We start from the raw sequence: 20530 nt of genomic DNA on the forward strand, positions 1-20530 counted from the left end.
TGATAAAATGATTTGTTCAATTTAGGGGAATGAAATGGCTTAGCTCCAGATATGTACTTCCTTTAGCGGTGATCACGCTGGTGATTAGTGTATGCCTGCAATGTGCATGGATAAGGCAATTGTATCTGGCGCAAAAGAAATCCGTTGCTACAGCTCTCGAATCCATCGTGAGTGATGCTTCAAGGCGGATCACCTATCAGAGTATCGCGAAGGGACATGAGAAAAGTATCCGTTTTCAGCAGTTTTTCCTCTCTCCTGAATGGCTATCGCTCAGGCAGGCTTTTGATGAATTAAAAGTAGATAACCTGCGGAGCCAGTTTCATTATGGAATTACCAATGACAGTTCGGTGGTCGAAATGAAAATGTCGTTCCTGAACGATCCTAAAAAGAAAATTGGCCATAAGGCTAAAGCTGTTATCGATGGTAAATCTCAACGTGATGTTTCGCTCGGAGATCAGCGTGACCTGAAAGTGATGGATAGTTTGGTGAACCATCAGCTCGATAGGTTGGGTTGGCATATCGATAGAAATTATGCACTTTACGACTATTCTGACGGAAGATTGGTAAAAGGGAAAGTGGTTTCCAAATCTCCATCTGCCTTCCTCAGCGGAAAATATACCTATAACCTTAAGTTTCAGAACAGATATCAGCTCGTAATCCCAACCATTACCTGGTTAATCATTTATCAGATGCGGTATTACCTCATTTCATCTTTCCTGATGCTGGTGCTCACCGCTGCGGCATTCTACCTGCTCATCAGGCTGATGAAAAACCAACAGCTTTATGCGCAGGCGAGAATGAGTTTTACCAGCAATATGACACATGAACTGCAAACTCCAATCTCGACGATTGCCGTAGCCCTCGAATCGATCAGCAAATACCATTTAATAGATGAGCCCGAAAAACTGGAGAATTACCTCAATATAAGCCGCCACGAATTGCAGCGTTTACAGGCCATGATCGAAAAGGTGCTTAAGCAGGAACAGATGGATCTGGGTAAAACTACATTGCAATTAAGCCTCTTCGATATTCAAACTATACTGAAACAGGTAATACTTTCAATGGATATTCAGGTGAGAGAGAAAAATACGCGGTTGATACTAATACCTGCTGATGAACCCTATTTTATCAAAGGTGACGCGATGCATATGGCTAATGTATGTTATAACCTGATTGATAATGCATTGAAATATTCGCCTGCGGAATCCAAAATTGAGATATCCTGCAGTATTGCTAACCATGAGTTAACCATCAGCTTTAAAGATAATGGCCCTGGTATTAAAGAGATTCATCAGCTACAGGTTTTTGAACGCTTTTTCAGGATTTTTAACCAGGATAATATACACAATGTAAAAGGATCCGGTTTAGGACTTCACTATGTAAAACAGGTGGTAGAACTCCACGGCGGGCGTGTTGCGCTGCACAGCAAAGTAGGTAAGGGAAGTAATTTTATGGTTATTTTGCCATTGTATGAAGAAAACTAAGGTTTTATATGCGGAAGATGAGCCTTTTTTGGCGCGCATTGTACTCGATGGTTTAACCAGCAGCGGTTATGCGGTAAATCTTGCTGCGGATGGGCAGCTTGCCTGGAAACAATTTGCTGCAGAAAAGCCTGATATCTGTGTGCTCGACATCATGATGCCGCAAAAAGATGGCTATACGCTGGCGGCTGAAATCAGAAAATCAGATCCCAATATCCCGATTATCTTTTTGAGTGCAAAGGCGCTTACCGAAGATGTGATAATGGGATTCAAAAACGGGGGCAACGACTATCTTAAAAAGCCCTTTAGTATTGAAGAATTGCTGGTGCGCATGGAATCCCTTTTAAAGCGCTTTGGCCCCGCGCACCAAGCAGAAAATGATGCCAATAGAAAATACCAGTTCAGAAACTGTGAACTCGATCCCGTTGCCCAGAAATTAAAAACTTCCGTAGGCGAATATTCACTTTCTTACAAGGAAGCCATTCTGCTCGAATTGTTACTGCAGAACCGCAATAAGGTTTTGGAACGCGAGGATGCTTTGATTAAAATATGGGGTGAAGACAGTTTTTACAATGGCCGCAGTATGGATGTTTTCATGGCGCATTTGCGCAAACTCTTAAAAAGTGAAGCAGAGATACAGATCATCAGCTTAAGGGGGGTGGGATATAAGCTTATTTGTTGATTAGACCTGAAACCAAAGTTTGTTACCTGATGCAAGACTAGTGTCTATAAATATTTTAAAGTGTAGGTCAGGCTATGGCTTAGTCTGTGCCGACAAGAATGCTTAAGCGATCGATTAAGTCTTAAACCTTTTAGAAATTCAAGTGTGAACAAAATACAACTATAAGTTGCTAAAAAGCAACAATAAGTAGCGTAATTGCAACTATAATGATCGACTGATTTGCTGAATCTGACTTGTTGGCCAGCTACATTTGCAATGTCGAAAGTTAAAAAAAGACAATACATATGGACGCAAAAATGATTGGCAAGATGATTGCCGGAGCACGAAAAAAGATAAGTATGTCGCAGGCTGGGCTTGCCGGACATGTATTTGTAAGCCCACAGGCTGTTGGAAAATGGGAGCGGGGAGAATCAATGCCCGATATTATTACCTTAAACCAACTCGCTAAGATTCTGGATGTAGATCTTAATTATTTTTCAGAGAAGCCATCTTCTCCAAATCAGATCAGTGAAATTGAACAGACCATACCAGAGGTAAATAGTTTAACCGATTCGCATCAGCCGCAGCTATTGACCAATTTTAGTGGGAATGATCTTGCCAATACCGATTTTGCAGGTGTTGTTGCGCATCATTTGAAATTTAATGGAAGTAATTTAGGTGGGTCAGATTTTACTGGTGCCGACCTAACGGGCAGTTCTTTTCTGGGTAGTAATGCTCGTGAGGCGAGTTTTCAAGGAGCAAATCTTACGGACTGCAACTTGTCTGCCACTGATCTTACAGGCGCTAATTTCGAGCAGACCATTTTGTTGCGTACAAAATTTTACGCGTTAGGACTGGCTAAGGCAAAAATCAGTAATACCAAGCTTACCGAGGTAAAACTCAGCAAGACCGATCTAAGGGAGACAGTTTTTGAAAACTGCGTGTTTGAGGGCGTAGATTTTGACTATTCCGATTTACGTGGACTCCATTTGGATGGGCAGACTTTTACAGGGGTTTTGTTTCACAATGCAGCGCTTAATGAAACTTCGTTTAAGAACGCAACACTTAAAAATGTCTCATTCCGCTCTACTTTCGCTCTCACCAATAAATATTACCGGACCATTAAAACGATCTGCTTTGATGGGGCAACGATGGATAAATTAACCTATGCATCACTCAAAGGTTTGGGTGCCGATTTAGCAAAAGTTACCCTGATGTAGAGGTATAAGTTGAACCATTCTGGCGCAAGTGCTGGTGTTTTGGATAATCTTGGTGGGTTAAATATGTTTTTAATTTATTTAGCAAAATACATTCTGACCATGGCATTATATGGTATACGGGTACTTGCGCTAGAAGGGATTTAAAATCTGCGATGATCTGTTTGGTGAGCGGGACAATTTTTTATTGATTTGTTCCCCGTAGATGAAAATGTTGGATGCAGAATAAAAAGGGTGATACAATCGCTGTGCTCAGTCATCCTGGCTATTCTAAATGAATTACTTTGTGATAAAAGAGGGGATTTCGGGACTTCTTGAGAAGGCATTGGATGTTTGAAGGTATTTTTTAGTCTGAAGTCCATAGTCTTGAATCGACCCACCAATCACCAATGATCCATGAACCAGTTTAACCGATTAACCCAATGACTAATAAACCTTCGGCATTACTATTTCCCTATACCGTCTTTATTATACTTCCCCCTGTAATCTAAAGGCGATAAACCTGTATATTTCCTGAACACTTCACGAAATGCTTTCACGTCGGCATAACCTACCTCGTACATCACTTCATTTATTGTTTTACGACTTGTTTCAAAAGCTTTTTTCGCCATCTCAATTTTAACCCGCTGCGCATATTCAATTGGCGTATTTCCCGTGGCCTTGATAAACCTTCTGTCGAAATTCCTGCGGCCAACATTGAATTTTGAGGAGAGGTCGCCAATCGTAATTTTTTCTTCTAAATTATGCTCGATATAGTTTTGGGCCTGTTTCACAACTTCATCCCCGTGTTTTTTTTGACCGTTAAAAATTGTAAACTCCGATTGCGTGCTTCGGTCTATCTCTATCTGGAATACTTTGGAGCAATAAATAGCGGTTTGCCTGTCGTAATATTTTTCGATCAGGTATAAGATCAGGTTTAAAAAGGAGTAGGCTCCGCCATTGGTGTAAATTCCCCTTTCATCAGTAATCAGAAGATCCGTTTGCAAATTTACTTTTGGGAACATCAGACGGAAATTTTCTGCTACTGACCAGTGTGTGGAACAAACTTTTCCGTCTAACAAGCCGGAAGCCGCAAGCAGAAATGTGCCGGTACAGATCGTAGCGATTTCAGCACCGTGTTGATGTTGTTGCAGCAACCAGGTGACTAAGGATTCATTACCTTTCAGCGCAAGTTCATAATTGTGATTGAGGGAGGGCACAATGATCAGGTTTGTTTTAGCGATTTCTGCAATCGTAGTGTGTGGTTTAACCGAAAACAGACCTGCATTAAAATCTATCTGAGACGATACCCCCACCAGCTGGATGCTAAACAGCTCCTGTTTCGTCATACTTTTCCAATACAAGTTTGCCCTCGAAAAAATCTCGTAGGTTCCCGTAATGCTACTCAAATTGTTCTCTCCGTTGGGTACTATAATCGTCAGGTGTTTCATAGCCTTTTTTTACCCAAAGATAAGGCATGGTATTGTCCAAATCAACCCACTATATTGTCTATTTAACACCCTAACAAAGTGTGAATTCCTTCATTACTTTGTGTATCAGCCAGAAAGCGGGGTATATCGGATTCTGCTGAAACACCTAACCTAAAAATTAAAGTCATGATTGTACCTCTTTTATTAACAACACTGCTCAGCTGCCAAAGTCTGGCGGGAAGGCCTGTAAAACAAAACGCATTAACCGAAATCACTAACATAAAAAAAACGACTATGAACAGCAAAGACTACACCACACAGATTGTGGTAAACAAAGATCCGCAAACAGCATTTAAGGCGATACAAAATTTCAGGGGCTGGTGGTCGGAAGAAATCCAGGGTACAAGCGATGTGCTAAACGAATCCTTTTTCTACCACTATAAGGATGTGCATTTGTGCAAACTGAAACTCATCGAAAAGATTTCCGATCAGAAACTCGTCTATCTGGTGATCGATAACCAGTTCAATTTCGTAAAAGATAAAACAGAATGGGTGGGTACCAAACTGGTTTTTGAGTTAATCCCTGAGGGTAAGCACACCAAAATTATATTTACACATGAGGGTTTGGTGCCCGAATATGAATGTTACCAGGTTTGTCAGGATGCCTGGACAAGCTACATTCAGGGAAGCCTGAAAAACTTTATTGAAACCGGAGCGGGAAAGCCTAACGGCAAAGAAGGAGGCCTAAACGCCGAGCTTGTAAAAAAGTGGGGATTACCAGATAAATAATAGAGAACTGCATTGGGAACACGATTATAAATTTAAGTAATGACATGGAACAACAAAAAGATTATACCACATCAATTGTGGTTGATAAGACTCCGGAAGAAGTATTTAACGATATCAATCATGTGAGCGGATGGTGGCATGGGGAAATTAAAGGTGACACCGAAAAAGTAGGCGATGAGTTTACCTATCAAATGGGCGACGTTCATTTTTCTAAGCAAAGAGTGATCAAATCTATACCCGGAAAAAAGGTAGTATGGCTGGTTACGGATAGCAAAATCAGTTTTGTGAACGATAAAAAGGAATGGGTAGACACAAAAATCGTGTTTGCGATAACTCCGGAAGGAGATAAGACCAGATTAACTTTCACCCACCAGGGACTTGTGCCAGCAATCGAATGTTACGGTAGCTGTTCGGGTACCTGGCAAAATTTAATTGGAAAAAGCCTGTTTACATATATCCTTACCGGCAAAGGCGTAGAGGTATTTTAAACGATGCACTTCAAGGGTATTTGGGCAGTGTTGTTTCTCTTGTTGCGCTTTTAAAATCTGCGTTAATCGGTGTGATCATCGTGGGAACCTCTTGGTTTATTTGTTCCTGCAGATCTAAACTGATTCGCGCAGAATAGTTTCTGGTCGTCCTGAGGGATAATTTATTTTATAAAAATCAATATAAATGACAGGAGAGATTGAGTAATCATCTCAAAGTATCGTAACCGCTTTACTTGAGCCTGTTAATGATAATGGGGTCGAAGGATTTCTCCATATGGAACACCTTAGAAACATATAAGCTTATGTGTCCCTATATTTTTCATAGGGTTGACAATGAATATCAAATCAAAAAATATCTTCTCCTACGGGGATGACCAGCTTGCATTAAAATTGATAGTTGGAAATTCCAGACGCTTTAATGTTTAAATATTTTTATAAATTTAAATCATTATATCAAGCACTTATGAGAACCTTTTTTTTCGCTTTCCTTATTATTCCAGCCATTGTCCTAAATGCATGCCAGCAAAATAATTCAAAAATAAAACATGATGGAATTGATCAGGAAGATACGCTAACCATTGCTAATGAAGACATTCTGACTTCAGATATTTTAACAAAAGAAGAACAGTCGAAACTTAAACCTGCTGATGTGCTAAAACGCTTAAAGCAAGGTAATATCGATTTTACCAAAGATAACTTAACCATTCGCAATACCACAGAAAGGGTGAGAAAAGCTTCGCTTGGGCAGTACCCGAAGGCAGTTATCCTGTCGTGCCTGGATTCAAGAGTACCTGTAGAAGATGTGTTTCACAGTGGAATAGGAAACCTTTTTGTTGCCAGGGTAGCGGGGAATATTATCAATGATGATATTTTGGGAAGCATGGAATATGCCTGCAAAATTTCCGGAGCAAAGCTTGTACTTGTACTGGGCCACGAATATTGCGGTGCGATTAAATCCGCTATTGATGGCGTGAAATTGGGTAACATCACTAAGCTGCTTGAAAAAATTAATCCCGCTGTTACCAGCGCTACAACTACCTTCAAAGGCGAACCTGTATCTTCAAATTCATTATTCGTAGAGGCCGTTTGTGATGAAAACGTCAAACTGTCTATTCAGGAAATTAGGAACAGGAGCGTAATTTTGAAGGAAATGGAATCAAAAGGTGAGATATTAATCGTTGGGGGAGTTTATGACATGAATTCTGGAAAAGTCGAAATATTTGAGCCTGTTAAGTAACATGTCATAACTTTAAATCTTGAGGTAAAGGATTTTGATTTAACAATTCGAAATCTGCTATATGATAAATGTTAAGCAAGGTGTTATGGAACTGACCGGACAACAAACGGTCAGTTTTCAGATTTTGATTTGACCCCTGCAAAAAAAAAAATTGGAGGCTCATCCAGGCAAAAACCAGCTTGTGGTGCCTTTTTCTTGAAAATGGAACAGGTAGGATTATTTGAGCTTATTTAAATCTTATTATCCTCATGTAATGCTAAGCGAACGACATTTGTTAACAAAATTTAACAAATTATTTTGTTGAACTTCAGAATGTCTTCAGATTTCATTCATATTTTTGTTACAAAACGGAGATCTAATCAGATTCTCTAATGAGAATGCAATACCCATCAGAATTAGGAAAACTAATAACTTTTTATAGAAAGAATTTTACAAGATTTTTTCAGCCTTGCCCGTCGGTACTAAACCCTTATCTATTGGCACCCTGGACTGGATATTTAATGAATTGCTCATTTTAATTATAAAAAGTGTATGGACGGAAAAGATTTCCTTAACAATATCGGAATGAGCACTGCGGCTTTTGCCCTGGTCAATTGCACAGGCTGTAAGCAAACTGATTGGGCTAGTTCCTCAGATACATCAAGTCCCGCAAGGGTGAATTTCACGCTCGACTTAAGTATGGTTGGCAATGCCTTACTGCTAAACAAGGGCGGATCTTTGGTGTCGAACGGGATCATCGTAGCAAATACCCAGGTCGTGGCTTACATTGCCGTGCAGCGTTCGTGTACACATGAAAGCTATGTGGTCAGCTATCAGTCGGGAAGTAACCGATTCTCCTGCCTCAACCATGGTGAAACCTTTTCTGCAAGCGGCACCATTACAAATGTCCCGGCATCACGTGCAATAACCGTTTACAATACCCAGCTTATGGGTACCACTATAAAAGTTTATTCTTAAATAATATGAAACTACTTTTTGTTACCCTATTTGGGCTGTTGGCTGTTCCCGCACTATGGATGGGAAATTTTACGGAAGCGCAGAAACTGGCTAAGGTTACGCACAAACAGATCCTGATCAATTTTTCGGGTTCCGATTGGTGCGGCCCATGTATCCGCCTGCGCAAGGAAATTTTAGAATCAGAAAGCTTTGAGCAGTATGCAGCTGTCAATCTGTTGCTTGTTAGGGCCGATTTTCCGAGACAAAAGAAAAACCAGTTATCCAAAGAGCAGATCAAACTGAACGAATCACTGGCAGAGGTATATAATAAAGATGGAAAGTTCCCTTACACCGTTCTGGTAGATGAAAATGGAAAGGTGCTCAAAAGCTGGGACGGCTTTCCAGATGAAACGCCGCAGGCTTTTGTATCCGAAATTGATAAACTAAAAAAGTAAGTTAAATGATCAAACCTGTTTCTGTAAACCGGATACTAAAGCTCATGGGAAACCGCTTTGAGTTTACGGTGATCGCCGAAAGTGAGCAGGCAGGCAATGCCGCAATTGATCTTGCTATTGCAGAAGTGAGCAGGATCGAATACCTGCTCACCACTTTCAGCGATCTTAGTCAGACCAGTCTGATCAATGAAAACGCGGGCCTAAAACCTGTAAAAGTAGATGAAGAAGTGATCAGTCTTATCGAACGCTCCATCAGGATCTCAGAAATTACCGATGGTGCGTTCGACATTAGCTATGGATCGATAGATAAACGGTTATGGAACTTTGATCCCAATATGACCAGTCTGCCTGATGAAGAAACCGCATTGGCTTCTGTTGGGCTGATCGATTACCGGAGTGTGATCCTGAATAAGGATAATTCGACAGTGTTTCTAAAAAATAAAGGGATGCGTATCGGTTTTGGCGGAATTGGGAAGGGATACGCGGCGGATAAGGCCAAGATTGTGCTGCAAAAGCTGGGCATTAAAAGTGGAATTGTAAATGCCGCTGGCGACCTGGTTACCTGGGGGAGCCAGGCTAATGGTCATCCCTGGACAGTAGGTATTGCAGATCCCGAACAGACCGACAGACCATTTTCTTCCCTAAAAATCAGTGATATGGCCATTGCCACCTCTGGCAGTTATGAAAAATATGTCACTATAAATGGAAAACGGTATTCACATACGATCGACCCTAAAACCGGACTGCCGGTAAGTGGCGTGAAGAGTGTGAGTATCATTTGCCCCAGTGCTGAATTGGCCGATGCGCTGGCCACACCTGTTGTTGTGATGGGTGTTCAGGTCGGACTAGCGCTAATCAACCAGATTAAACAAGTGGCCTGCATCGTCATCGACGATAACGACAGGGTTTTTACCTCAAACAATATTAATGTGATATAAATATGAAAAGTTCCAGAACATTTTCCCTCCTGGCTATCACTGCATTTTCGATCATCGGGATGCTGAGCGCCTGTAGCAGTGTAAAGCCTTATCAAAAAAGCAAACTCAATGATGCCGATATGATCCTTTCAGCCCGAAAAGCCCAGAAATTTGAACAGAGTTTTCAGCTTTACCGCGAAGGCGCTTCGGGTGCTAACGGCGGTAAAAGCGGTGGTGGTTGCGGTTGTAATTAATCTTTTATAGGCAATGAGAAAAATATATCTCCATGTGCTTTTTATGTACTTCGGTATATTGAGCACTTACGCACAAACCAAACCGGAAGTTGCAAAGGTCGACAGCAGTAAATACCAGTCGCGCAAGTTAAAAATAGACGAGATCAATCTCGTTTCTGCCTATTATCACCAGGACGGCAATAATTCTGCGGTAACAGGTGGTGTAGGAACCGAAAAACTGAGCGATTTTGCCAATACCATTGATCTGCAGATGTCCAGGTTCAACAAAAGAGGTAAGAAAAATACATTTCTTTTCGAACTGGGTATAGACCATTATACTTCAGCTTCTTCTGATAAGATAGATCCAAGCACCATTTCTTCAGCTTCTTCTGCTGATACCCGTATTTATCCTTCCTTAAACTGGACACATTCTAATGAAGAGACTGGAAATTCCTTTGGATTTACAGGTTCATATTCAACAGAGTTTGATTATCAATCTTTGGGAGCCGCATTTAACTTAACACGATTATCAAAAGATAAAAATACACAGTTTGATTTCAAGCTTCAGGCATTTCTGGATCAATGGACGGTCATCCTGCCTATAGAACTGCGAACGGGAAATACCGGAAAAGGAGGTGAGCAATATGATACCGCCCCGAGAAATTCTTTCAGTGCATCGTTCTCCCTCTCTCAGGTGATTAACCAGAAATTTCAGGCTTCCCTGATTTTGGAACCTTCCTATCAAAAAGGTTTGCTGGCCACCAAATACCAGCGGGATTATTTTACAGACGGTTCGATGCGTTCGGAAACTTTGCCTGATAAACGTTATAAACTTCCTATCGGACTGCGGATGAATTACTTTTTGGACGATCGTTTTGTGATCCGCACGTTTTACCGGTATTATATGGATAACTGGGGGATAAGGGCGCATACGGCAGAACTCGAAATTCCCGTAAAGATCAGTTCCTTCTTTTCAATCAGTCCGTTTTACCGATATAATAACCAGATTGGAACTAAATACTTTGCACCTTATGGAGAGCATGAGGCATCGGAACAGTATTTTACCAGCGATTATGACCTATCAACACTCAGCAGTGATTTTTATGGAGCTGGCATCAGGTTTGCTCCCCCAAAAGGTGTTTTTGGCTGGCAAAGGTTGAACATGCTCGAATTGAGATATGGACACTATTCCCGCTCAACAAGTTTGGTTTCGAACATTGTATCGTTAAACCTCAAGTTTAAATAGCGGTTGCATATAAATAAACCGGTGATGATCAGTAAATTGATTAAGCCGGTTTATCTGAATTGTCCCTTTTCCAATAGGGAAATTGTACTGAGCTGAATTTTATTTAACCTTTCCTGAAGTTCGAGCGCTTTGTTCTTTTCGTTGAGCAAAGCTTTAAGCCGGTCTACTTCTGCTGCGAGCCTGTTTTTTTCCTGTAACTCGATCTTCGAGAACACCTTTCCGCTTTCGTAATAACGGAAAAAATTATAGTTCAGAAATTCACTGACGCGAACCAGGGTAAGAATATCGATGGTAGCGCTATTCAGCATCTCCTGTGCTTTTGTTTTGTTAATCTCAAGCCCAGCGGCAATGTCTGAAACAGAGATATCTTTCTGCTTCATTTCTTTCCAGATCATTAAGCCTATATGAACACTCATTTTCTACAAGGGGATAATTTTAAAACACTGAAATTACACAAAGGATAATGAATTTAATCTTTTTTTGTGGTAATGATAATTAGTCTAAATATCCCTTTAATAAGGTTTTAGAAAGATTTGCCTTTTTGGTATCGTCCCAGATGACGATCATTTTAATAACTGATGCAGCTCATATTTTTATCATCATGTTTTTCCAAACTTTATGCACAACAAAAAAAGAGTTCAGTATGAAAAAGATATTGGTGCCTGTTGATTTCTCTGCAACAGCGGAGAACGCAGCCGATTATGCTACGGATCTGGCTTATGGTATTGGTGCCAGGGTAGAACTGCTAAATGTATTTCAGGTTCCGGAGTTTTCTCCTGCTGCAGCCTCCCTGGTATGGCCGCTTGAAGAATATCAGCTTATCGAAGATGATGCTAAAAAAGCGCTGGAAAAGCTGGTGGAAAGGGTGGAAGAGAAATATAAAAAGGCCCATGATGAATTGGGTTTTAAAGCAGAAGTGTTTGGCAGATCGGTTCGTGGTAAGGTTGACCAAGAGGTTTATAAATATTTTACAGCATGTAAAATGAACCTTGCTGTAATCGGATTAAATAGCGCAGGTAAACTTTCAAAACTATTTGTAGGCAGCAAGGCAAGGAAAATGATTGAATGCCAAATTCCGCTTTTACTGATTCCCGCGACCTGCCAGTTTAAAAAACCTAAAAAGATCGCTTTTGCAACAGATTTTAGTCATAGTGATATCCCTGTTTTATGTGCGCTTGCCGAATTTGCAAAACCATTTAACGCCGATATACTCATTATGCATACCGGAAATCCTACATCAAGCCCTGAGGATTCGAAACAAAATACAGAAGATTTTTTAAACCGGGTAGCCGACAGGGTTAACTACAGACATATTTACCATAGGCATGTACACAGCGAAAGGATAAAGGAAGGTTTGGATTGGATCGTAGAAAACGGACAGATCGACATCCTGGCAATGGTGCACCGAAAACACGATTTTTTTTACCGCCTGATTAATGGCAGCTATACCCTGAACATGTCGGATCATATTCAGATTCCCCTTTTGGTTTTACCGCCCGAACACAACATTCCCATGTAACCGACAGTAGATAAACAGAATTCAATTCCTAAATAAAAAACGATGTACCCTAAAACAATGAAAGCTGCAGTTATCCATGAATATGGAGGACCGTTGGCCATAGAAGAACTTCCGGTTAGACCACTCAATCAATATGAAATTCTGGTAAAAGTAATTTCATGTGGTGTATGCCATACCGATTTACATGCCTGTAATGGCGACTGGCCCGTAAAATCAAAAATGCCTCTGGTACCTGGTCACGAAGCGATCGGGCTTGTTGCCGCAATGGGGGATGACGTTAAAAGTGTTAAGGAAGGAGATGTGGTTGGCGTGCCATGGTTATACAGTGCCTGTGGCTGTTGCGAATTCTGTTTAACAGGCTGGGAAACATTGTGCTACGAGCAACAAAACGGCGGCTATAGTGTTAACGGTGGCTTCGCAGAATATGTAATTGCCGATTCGAGATATGTAGCCCACTTTCCTTCGCATGTTAACTTTGCAGAAATGGCACCGATCATCTGTGCCGGTGTTACCGTTTATAAAGGCTTAAAAGAAACCGAGGTTAAAGCAGGCGAGTGGGTAGCCATATCTGGCATCGGCGGACTTGGTCATCTTGGTGTTCAGTATGCAAAAGCCATGGGCTTTCAGGTTGCGGCAATTGATATATCGAACGATAAACTGGAGATGGCCAGAAAACTCGGTGCCGACATTGTGGTGAACGCCCTTGAGCAGGATCCTGGCGAATTTTTAAAAAAACAGACCGGAGGCATGCATGGTGTATTAGTTACTGCTGTAACACCTGTTGCTTTTAGTCAGGGGCTTTCGGCATTACGCAGAAAAGGTACTTTAGCGCTAAACGGATTGCCTCCCGGCAGTTTTGACCTTCCCATATTCGATACCGTTCTGAACCGGATAACCGTTAGAGGCTCTATTGTGGGCACCAGAAAGGATATGCAGGAAGCCATCGAATTTGCGGTAGACGGAAAGGTGAGGGCACAGGTTAAACCAGCAAAACTAGAAGACATTAACGAAGTATTCGGACAGATGAAAAAGGGGGAGATTGAGGGAAGGATTGTGCTGGAAATTTCGGGCAGTTAGTATTTATAAACAGGTATCTAAGGATAAAAAAATGTTAGGGAATTTAGAAGAAGTGGAGATCGAAAATCTCCTTAAAGAACAATATATTGGTCGTTTGGCCTGCCATGCCCATGGCATAAGTTACATTGTACCCATTAATTATGTGTACAACAGCGGCACCGTTTATGCCCATTCTGCTCCCGGGCAAAAAATCAGAATGATGAAAAGTAATCCCCAGGTGTGCTTTCAGACTGATCAGATCCGCGATACTTACAACTGGAGAAGTGTGATATGCTGGGGCAAATTTGAGGAAGTTACCGATGCCGGCGAAAAACAAAGGGCTCTTCAAGGCATTATCCACCGGATGATGCCATTAACCAATACACCTTCTGAGCAGCCCTCACATGGCACAGGAAAAACCGATGCTTACGATAAAGAAATTATTGTATTCAAAATTATCCTGCACCTTAAAACCGGCAGGTTTGAAATAAATAATAACAATAATTGATAGTTTTTACCCTGCTTCTAACATTCCAATCCGCAATTGCTACTCAAAAAATGAGCTGGATCATTTTTTGAGTTGACAGGTATCATCCTCCGGTTGCCTCGGCTTTAATAGTTTTGCTTTCGAAATTATTTGCCCTTTCGTTATGAGGGGGCATACCCATATATAACGAAATACGATGCCACATTCATTCCATATTCCCGTATTGGGCTTAGGCTATTCTATCGATACCCCTTTAAAAGTTGCCCGGTACGGCATATCTTCCGTGTTATCTATAGTTGATGACGAACTGATCGAGCGTATCCGTGCTTATCATTCAAAAAACCGTTTCATTCCTTTCGAAGCGATTCCAAAAGGAGTGACTGACAGCCGGAGCAAACGTATCACCGCCTATCTCAACTTTTTGTCGGATACGATAACCGATGATTTTAAAGGCTTAAAACAACAGGATTTCGCCGTTGGAAATGATATTTGCCGTTATTTTGAGCTTTTACCAGATTCCGCTAAATTAAAACATAGTTATGATCTGATGCTGGAATATCCGGAAGGTGAAACCAAAAAGACTTTTCAGTCGCTTTTAAAAAATGCGATGCGGGTGGGAGCTATTGATGTGAACATTATGGCCAAGGTAGATAAAATGAATTATTTAGATGGCGAATATTCCGGCGATACGCATACCGATGCATTAACAGCACTACGGGGTTTTGCCGAAAGTAAACTGAGCGCTTCAGTTGTGCTATCTGCAGGGATGAACCCGAAATTATACAGCTATATGGAAAATTTTGAAGATTTTTTTCCGGATGAAAATGGAAAGCTGAAAAAGAAAATCATCTTAAAAGTAAGCGATTTCAGGTCCGCATTGATCCAGGCTAAATTTTTGGCAAAAAAGGGTTTGTGGGTTTCAGAATTCAGGATAGAATCCGGGCTGAATTGCGGTGGCCATGCATTTGCTACAGAAGGATATTTATTGGGGCCGATTTTGGAAGAGTTTAAGCTCAAGAGAAACGATATGTCTGTTGAGCTTTTTGCCATGTACGAATCTGCTTTGACACAAAAGGGGATCCGAATAGCAACACAGCCTAAACAACGGATCAGTGTTCAGGGTGGGATCGGTACAGCGGCTGAGCATGATTTTCTCCTGCAATATTATCATCTTGATGCCACAGGCTGGGGAAGCCCTTTTCTGTTGGTACCCGAAGTAACCAATGTAGATGCCGGAACATTGGCCCGATTGGCAGGTTCGAAGGAAAGTGATTTTTATCTGAGCGGAGCTTCCCCGCTGGGTATCCGGTTTAACAATTTTAAAAACAGTACAATAGATATCCAGCGTGCCGGGCGGATAGAAAAGGGCCGTCCGGGAAGCCCATGTACCAAGAAATACCTTTGTAACAATACCGAATTTACCGTGCAGGCCATTTGTACAGCATCCCGGGAGTACCAGCATTTAAAAATCAAAAGCTTAAAAACAGCTGGTTTATCTGCCGACGAATACCAAAAGCAGTTTAACCTGGTAACCGAAAAGATTTGTTTATGTGAGGGCTTATGTGCCTCTGCCTATTTAAAATATAACATCTCAAAACCAAAGGAAAGTTCAGCGGTAGCCATTTGTCCGGGGCCAAATCTCGCTTATTTTTCTGATGTCTATTCATTTGATGAGATGGTTGGCCATATTTATGGAAAAATTAACCTGTTGGCGAAAGTAGAAAGGCCACATGTTTTTATCAAAGAGCTTAATCTCTATATCGACTATCTCCAGGAAGATATTAAACAGCAGTTTCAAAATTTTAGCGATAAGAAAAGAAAGCAGTTAAATGCGTTCAAAGTTCAGCTGGCTGAAGGGATTAATTATTATAAAAAACTTTTTGCCGAGCTTGCAGATCAGGCATCCGGAGAGTTAAAAGGATTATGTGAGCAATTAGCGGAGTCGGAAGGCAAGCTCGATGGATTGATTGTTGAATGAGGGAAAAAGATCGGGAATAACTTTTCTATATTTACAAGGATATACTGGATGCGAAATGGATAGATCGAAATTTTTAGATGCAATTATTGAAAATGCCATTGATGGGATAATTACCATTGATGACAAAGGAATTATTGAACATTTAAACCCGGCCGCGCTCGAACTTTTTGGTTATGACAGAGCAGAACTGGTAGGAAGAAATGTTTCGGTTTTAATGCCGGAACCCGATCATTCGCGCCATGATGGCTACTTATCTAGATATGAACATACCGGACGGAAACACATTATTGGTGTTGGGAGAGAAGTTTCCGGAAAACGTAAAGATGGTTCGGTTTTCCCCTTTAGGCTGGGCGTAAGCGAAATCAAATTTAGCGACCGTAAAATTTATACCGGTTTTATCCACGATCTGAGCAAAGAAAAAGCCAACGAAGAGCAGATTAGAAGCTACACCGAAAAACTGGAAGTCAAAATCAAGGAACGTACACATGATCTGGTTAAGCTGGTATCGGAATTGGAAATGGCCAAAGAGAATATGCAGGCACTCTTTCATAAGGAAAAGGAACTCAATCAGCTCAAAACCAGGTTTGTTTCTATGGCCTCACACGAGTTTAGGACGCCATTAAGTTCCATTCAGTTATCGGCATCTCTAATCGATAAATATACTATCAAGCAGGATGTAGCCAGTGTAGAAAAACATACCTTGAAAATCAAAAATTCAATTAATAACCTCACCACCATCCTGAACGATTTCCTGTCACTGGAAAAACTCGAAGCAGGAAAAGTTGAAGTAGCTGCCCAATCTTTCAATATCATTAGTTTCGCTGAGGAAATAGCTGAAGAAATGCAGATGATGACCAAGCAGAATCAGCACATTATTTACGAACATACCGGTACAACCGCCGAAGTTTATCTCGATCAGAACCTGTTGAAAAACTGTGTGATTAATCTGATTTCCAATTCAATAAAATACTCTGGCGAAGATACGCTGATCCAGTTCAATTCCATTTTAAAGGACGATGAACTCATTCTGGAGGTGAAAGATAATGGTATTGGAATTCCTCTGATTGACCAAAGTAACCTTTTCGAGCCGTTTTTCAGGGCGCACAATACAGGCGATATCCCGGGCACAGGTTTAGGCCTCAACATTGTAAAAAGATATGTAGGGCTGATGAATGGCACCGTAACCTGCCAGAGTGAACAAAATTCCGGTACGGTTTTTACGCTCACCTTTTCTTTCCAAAATAATTTTACAAACTAAGTCCCATCCCCATGAACAAGAAAGTTTTGATTATTGAAGACAATGACGACATCAGGGAAAGTACGGCCGAAGTACTTGATCTGGCTGGTTATATAACCTTTACGGCTAAACATGGTAAACTGGGGGTAGAAATGGCGTTAAACCATTCGCCTGATGTGATCCTCTGCGATATTATGATGCCGGAACTGGATGGCTATGGTGTACTGTACCTGTTAAACAAAAACCAAAAAACAGCTAATATTCCTTTCATTTTTATCACCGCCAAAACCGAGCGGGCAGATATGCGAAAAGGTATGGAAATGGGAGCTGATGATTATCTGACTAAACCATTTGATGATATCGAACTTTTCAGGGCGATCGAAAGCAGGTTTAAGAAAAAGCAGCAATCGGCAGGTTTTAACGCTGCATCAGGCAATAGCGAAACGGTGATGGAAGAACTTCGTAAAAAGGGGAAATCAAAACCAATAGCGAATAAACAGATTATTTATGTAGAAGGGGATGAGCCAAACCACCTTTATTATGTGGTGAAGGGCCAGGTTAAAACATACAAGCGTTTTAAAGACGGGAGGGAACTTTCATCCAACCTTTATCGGGATGGTGATTTTTTTGGGTATGAAAGCCTCTGCAATGGCGGGGTTTATACAGACAACGCGGCAACCTTAATTGAATCGGACATTATCCACATCCCAAAAGTAGATTTTATGGAGTACCTCCTCAATCATCAAACGGTTTCTAAAACTTTTATCGGTTTGTTATCGGGCAATATACGTGATAAAGAAAAACAGATGCTTCAACTCGCCTATTCTTCGGTAAGAAAGCGTGTAGCAGATGCCTTGCTACAGGTTGCAGCAAAATTTGGCGATGGTATTTCCGATAGTTGTACCATTCGTATTTCGCGTGATGACCTTGCTGCATTGGTAGGCACAGCCAGCGAAACGGTAAGCAGGATGCTTGCTGATTTTAAAGATGAAAAGCTCATCGATAAAACAGGGAATGCAATTAACATTCTTTCCTTAGAAAAACTACGGAATATTAAACAGTAGGTGGTTAAAGGTTAACTGGTCAAGTGTTTAAATCAGTTAACTGTAAATTGCAAACTGAGAACTGTTAACTATTAACTGTTCATGATTGATAGGCTCTCCTTTCGCATCGTCACCCTCGCGCATGCGGGATCTTAATACTAATAATTATTTTTCGCAATTATTAGGGAATGTATCCGTCTAAGACTCCGGACAGATCAATCGGTTAACCGGCTCGAAATTCGCATCGCCAAACGCGCGACGCCAATCGCTCACACTGAAAAGTAACAAAAATCACTTTTTTCCCTAAGCATTCTCACCTCTTGTATCTGCCATGGACCATAGTTTTGCATATATAAACTCTATATATGAAAGCTATAGCTTATAACATCAAGCCCGATGAAAAGGAATGGTTGGTACTGGCCAATTATAAAAAACATGACATTACCATAATTGCAAACAGTTTAACAGCCGATACACTTTCATTTGCAACAGGAAAGGAAGCACTATTGGTTTTTAATAATGATGAGCTTAGTGAAATAATGATCTCGGGCCTGAAAGCCCTCGGTATAAAGTATATCGCTACTGCATCATTCCAAACAGACCATCTTGATTTAAAAGCTGCCGGTTCTGCCGGAATTAAAGTAGCTAATGTTCCTTTGGCATCTGGCGATGCAGGTGCCAGAGAACGGATGGAGCAGGTGATCAAAAACCTCGATCAGTGGGCTGCCGGTAAATGCGTTGGTACTGCATGCTGCTGTCAAAACGAATGTTCGACCATAAAAGCGTTTAAATAATGGAAACTTCGGCACTCCTAAAAAAATATAATGTAGCCACACCAAGATACACCAGTTATCCAACCGTACCTTATTGGGATACTGAAAATTTTAATGTAAATGGCTGGTTAGCCAATGTAGCCAAAACCCATGCAAACCATAAGGATGAAGGGATTAGTTTGTATATCCATCTTCCATTTTGCGAAAGCTTGTGCACCTATTGTGGTTGCAATACAAGGATTACCAAAAACCATAAGGTAGAGCTTCCTTATATAAACGCTGTACTTGCGGAATGGAAAATGTATGTAGAAGTTTTAGGGGAGAAACCCAAACTAAAAGAACTGCACCTGGGCGGAGGAACGCCTACTTTTTTTAGTGCAGAAAATCTCGGATTGCTCTTGAATGGCATTATGGAAAATGTAACCATAACACCTGGAACAGATCTTTCTTTTGAAGCACATCCCGCCAATACGACCAGCGTACACTTAACTAAACTATATGATCTTGGTTTTAGGAGGTTAAGTTTAGGTATCCAGGATTTTGATCCAAAAGTACAGTTCCTGATCAACCGTTATCAAACGCCCGGGCAAGTAGCTGAAGTTACCGCAAAGGCAAGACAAATCGGTTATACTTCTGTTAATTTTGACCTGATTTATGGCCTGCCGGGGCAAACTATCGCCGGACTAACAGAAACTATAAATGAAGTGATCGCAATGCAGCCAGACCGCATTGCCTTTTACAGCTATGCGCATGTGCCATGGTTAAAGCCTGGACAGCGGCATTACTCCGAAAAAGATATACCCAAAGGAGATGAAAAGTTTATTCTGTACGAGCTTGGCAGGCAGTTGCTTGACAGAGCTGGCTATAATGACGTTGGAATGGATCATTTTGCACTAAAAAGCGATTCTTTGTACAAGGCAATGACCGAACAGAAACTGCACCGCAATTTTATGGGCTATACCAAGCAACATACCCATTTACTTATCGGCTTAGGCGTTTCTTCCATCAGCGATAGCTGGACAGCTTTTGCACAAAACCCAAAAACAGTGGAGGCTTATCTGGATAAGATAAAACAGGGAATATTGCCGGTCGAAAAAGGACATTTCCTGAACGATGAAGATCTTGAAGTGAGAAAACATATCCTCAACATTATGTGCAGGGAAAATACCTTTTACAATGAAGGAATTCCAGAAGGGGTATATGGCAGACTCTTACCCTTACTACATGATAAGCTGATCTGGGTAACAGAAAAGGAAATCAGGATCACCACTAAAGGGAAATCTTTTCTCCGGAATGTCTGTATGGCCTTCGACGAGAAACTGTGGCTTAAACAGCCCAAAGCTCAATTATTCAGTTCATCAATCTAAA

21 protein-coding genes are annotated in these 20530 nt (G+C 41.1%); 19 read left to right on the forward strand and 2 right to left on the reverse strand.

Annotated features, from left to right (window positions below):
- Positions 1–29 precede the first annotated feature (29 nt).
- The 3 genes from AC04Q1_RS00140 (at position 30) to AC04Q1_RS00150 (ending at position 3362) form a co-directional block, all read left to right on the forward strand.
- A complete protein-coding gene (locus AC04Q1_RS00140; RefSeq protein ID WP_478360654.1) occupies positions 30–1484 on the forward strand; it encodes a sensor histidine kinase in 1455 nt (484 codons plus the stop codon).
- Positions 1471–2163 carry a response regulator transcription factor gene (locus tag AC04Q1_RS00145; protein WP_478360656.1) on the forward strand — a complete coding sequence of 231 codons (693 nt, stop codon included), beginning with the start codon at positions 1471–1473 and terminating at the stop codon, positions 2161–2163. The genes AC04Q1_RS00140 and AC04Q1_RS00145 overlap by 14 nt, the downstream gene beginning before the upstream one ends.
- 284 nt (positions 2164–2447) lie before the next feature.
- A complete protein-coding gene (locus AC04Q1_RS00150; protein WP_478360658.1) occupies positions 2448–3362 on the forward strand; it encodes a pentapeptide repeat-containing protein in 915 nt (304 codons plus the stop codon).
- 443 nt (positions 3363–3805) lie between these two features.
- Here the strand turns inward: AC04Q1_RS00150 and AC04Q1_RS00155 are convergent, their stop codons facing one another.
- Positions 3806–4789, reverse strand: a complete 984-nt coding sequence (locus AC04Q1_RS00155) for a GlxA family transcriptional regulator (protein WP_478360660.1) — start codon at positions 4787–4789, stop codon at positions 3806–3808.
- A gap of 273 nt (positions 4790–5062) precedes the next feature.
- Between AC04Q1_RS00155 and AC04Q1_RS00160 the strand changes: the two genes are divergently transcribed.
- From AC04Q1_RS00160 to AC04Q1_RS00195, 8 genes are all read left to right on the forward strand, one after another.
- A complete protein-coding gene (locus AC04Q1_RS00160) occupies positions 5063–5557 on the forward strand; it encodes an SRPBCC family protein (protein WP_478360662.1) in 495 nt (164 codons plus the stop codon).
- Positions 5558–5601: 44 nt separating this feature from the next.
- Entirely contained in the window at positions 5602–6045 is a 444-nt protein-coding gene (locus tag AC04Q1_RS00165; RefSeq protein WP_478360664.1) for an SRPBCC family protein, read from the forward strand.
- Positions 6046–6508: 463 nt separating this feature from the next.
- Positions 6509–7282: a carbonic anhydrase family protein gene (locus tag AC04Q1_RS00170; RefSeq protein WP_478360666.1), complete on the forward strand. Its 774-nt coding sequence runs from the start codon at positions 6509–6511 to the stop codon at positions 7280–7282.
- Between the two features lie 531 nt (positions 7283–7813).
- Positions 7814–8239, forward strand: coding sequence for a Rieske 2Fe-2S domain-containing protein (locus AC04Q1_RS00175; RefSeq protein WP_478360668.1), 426 nt, complete (start codon positions 7814–7816; stop codon positions 8237–8239).
- Between the two features lie 5 nt (positions 8240–8244).
- Positions 8245–8673 carry a thioredoxin family protein gene (locus AC04Q1_RS00180; protein ID WP_478360670.1) on the forward strand — a complete coding sequence of 143 codons (429 nt, stop codon included), beginning with the start codon at positions 8245–8247 and terminating at the stop codon, positions 8671–8673.
- Between the two features lie 5 nt (positions 8674–8678).
- The gene (locus AC04Q1_RS00185; protein WP_478360672.1) at positions 8679–9611 is read left to right on the forward strand and encodes an FAD:protein FMN transferase; all 933 of its coding nucleotides are present in this window, start codon (positions 8679–8681) and stop codon (positions 9609–9611) included.
- A 2-nt stretch (positions 9612–9613) separates the two neighbouring features.
- Entirely contained in the window at positions 9614–9844 is a 231-nt protein-coding gene (locus AC04Q1_RS00190; RefSeq protein ID WP_478360674.1) for a DUF4266 domain-containing protein, read from the forward strand.
- A gap of 13 nt (positions 9845–9857) precedes the next feature.
- Positions 9858–11069 carry a DUF3570 domain-containing protein gene (locus AC04Q1_RS00195; protein WP_478360675.1) on the forward strand — a complete coding sequence of 404 codons (1212 nt, stop codon included), beginning with the start codon at positions 9858–9860 and terminating at the stop codon, positions 11067–11069.
- A gap of 50 nt (positions 11070–11119) precedes the next feature.
- Here AC04Q1_RS00195 and AC04Q1_RS00200 read toward each other — a convergent pair whose 3' ends face one another.
- The gene (locus AC04Q1_RS00200; protein ID WP_478360677.1) at positions 11120–11485 is read right to left on the reverse strand and encodes a hypothetical protein; all 366 of its coding nucleotides are present in this window, start codon (positions 11483–11485) and stop codon (positions 11120–11122) included.
- Between the two features lie 227 nt (positions 11486–11712).
- Here AC04Q1_RS00200 and AC04Q1_RS00205 point away from each other — a divergent pair, with 227 nt between their 5' ends.
- From AC04Q1_RS00205 to hemN, 8 genes are all read left to right on the forward strand, one after another.
- Entirely contained in the window at positions 11713–12588 is an 876-nt protein-coding gene (locus AC04Q1_RS00205; protein WP_478360678.1) for a universal stress protein, read from the forward strand.
- 57 nt (positions 12589–12645) lie between these two features.
- On the forward strand, positions 12646–13665 hold the full coding sequence (gene adhP / locus AC04Q1_RS00210) for an alcohol dehydrogenase AdhP (protein WP_478360679.1): 1020 nt from the start codon (positions 12646–12648) through the stop codon (positions 13663–13665).
- Between the two features lie 31 nt (positions 13666–13696).
- Complete coding sequence (locus AC04Q1_RS00215; protein ID WP_478360680.1) at positions 13697–14152, forward strand: pyridoxamine 5'-phosphate oxidase family protein; 456 nt, start codon at positions 13697–13699, stop codon at positions 14150–14152.
- 175 nt (positions 14153–14327) lie between these two features.
- Positions 14328–16109 (forward strand): hypothetical protein, encoded by a 1782-nt coding sequence (locus AC04Q1_RS00220; RefSeq protein WP_478360682.1) that lies wholly within the window; start codon positions 14328–14330, stop codon positions 16107–16109.
- 55 nt (positions 16110–16164) lie between these two features.
- Complete coding sequence (locus AC04Q1_RS00225) at positions 16165–17367, forward strand: PAS domain-containing sensor histidine kinase (protein WP_478360683.1); 1203 nt, start codon at positions 16165–16167, stop codon at positions 17365–17367.
- 11 nt (positions 17368–17378) lie between these two features.
- Complete coding sequence (locus AC04Q1_RS00230; protein WP_478360685.1) at positions 17379–18410, forward strand: response regulator; 1032 nt, start codon at positions 17379–17381, stop codon at positions 18408–18410.
- 344 nt (positions 18411–18754) lie between these two features.
- Positions 18755–19183: a lactate dehydrogenase gene (locus tag AC04Q1_RS00235; protein WP_478360687.1), complete on the forward strand. Its 429-nt coding sequence runs from the start codon at positions 18755–18757 to the stop codon at positions 19181–19183.
- Entirely contained in the window at positions 19183–20529 is a 1347-nt protein-coding gene (gene hemN, locus AC04Q1_RS00240; protein ID WP_478360689.1) for an oxygen-independent coproporphyrinogen III oxidase, read from the forward strand. The genes AC04Q1_RS00235 and hemN overlap by 1 nt, the downstream gene beginning before the upstream one ends.
- Position 20530 lies beyond the last annotated feature (1 nt).

It is taken from the genome of Pedobacter humicola, assembly GCF_056490705.1.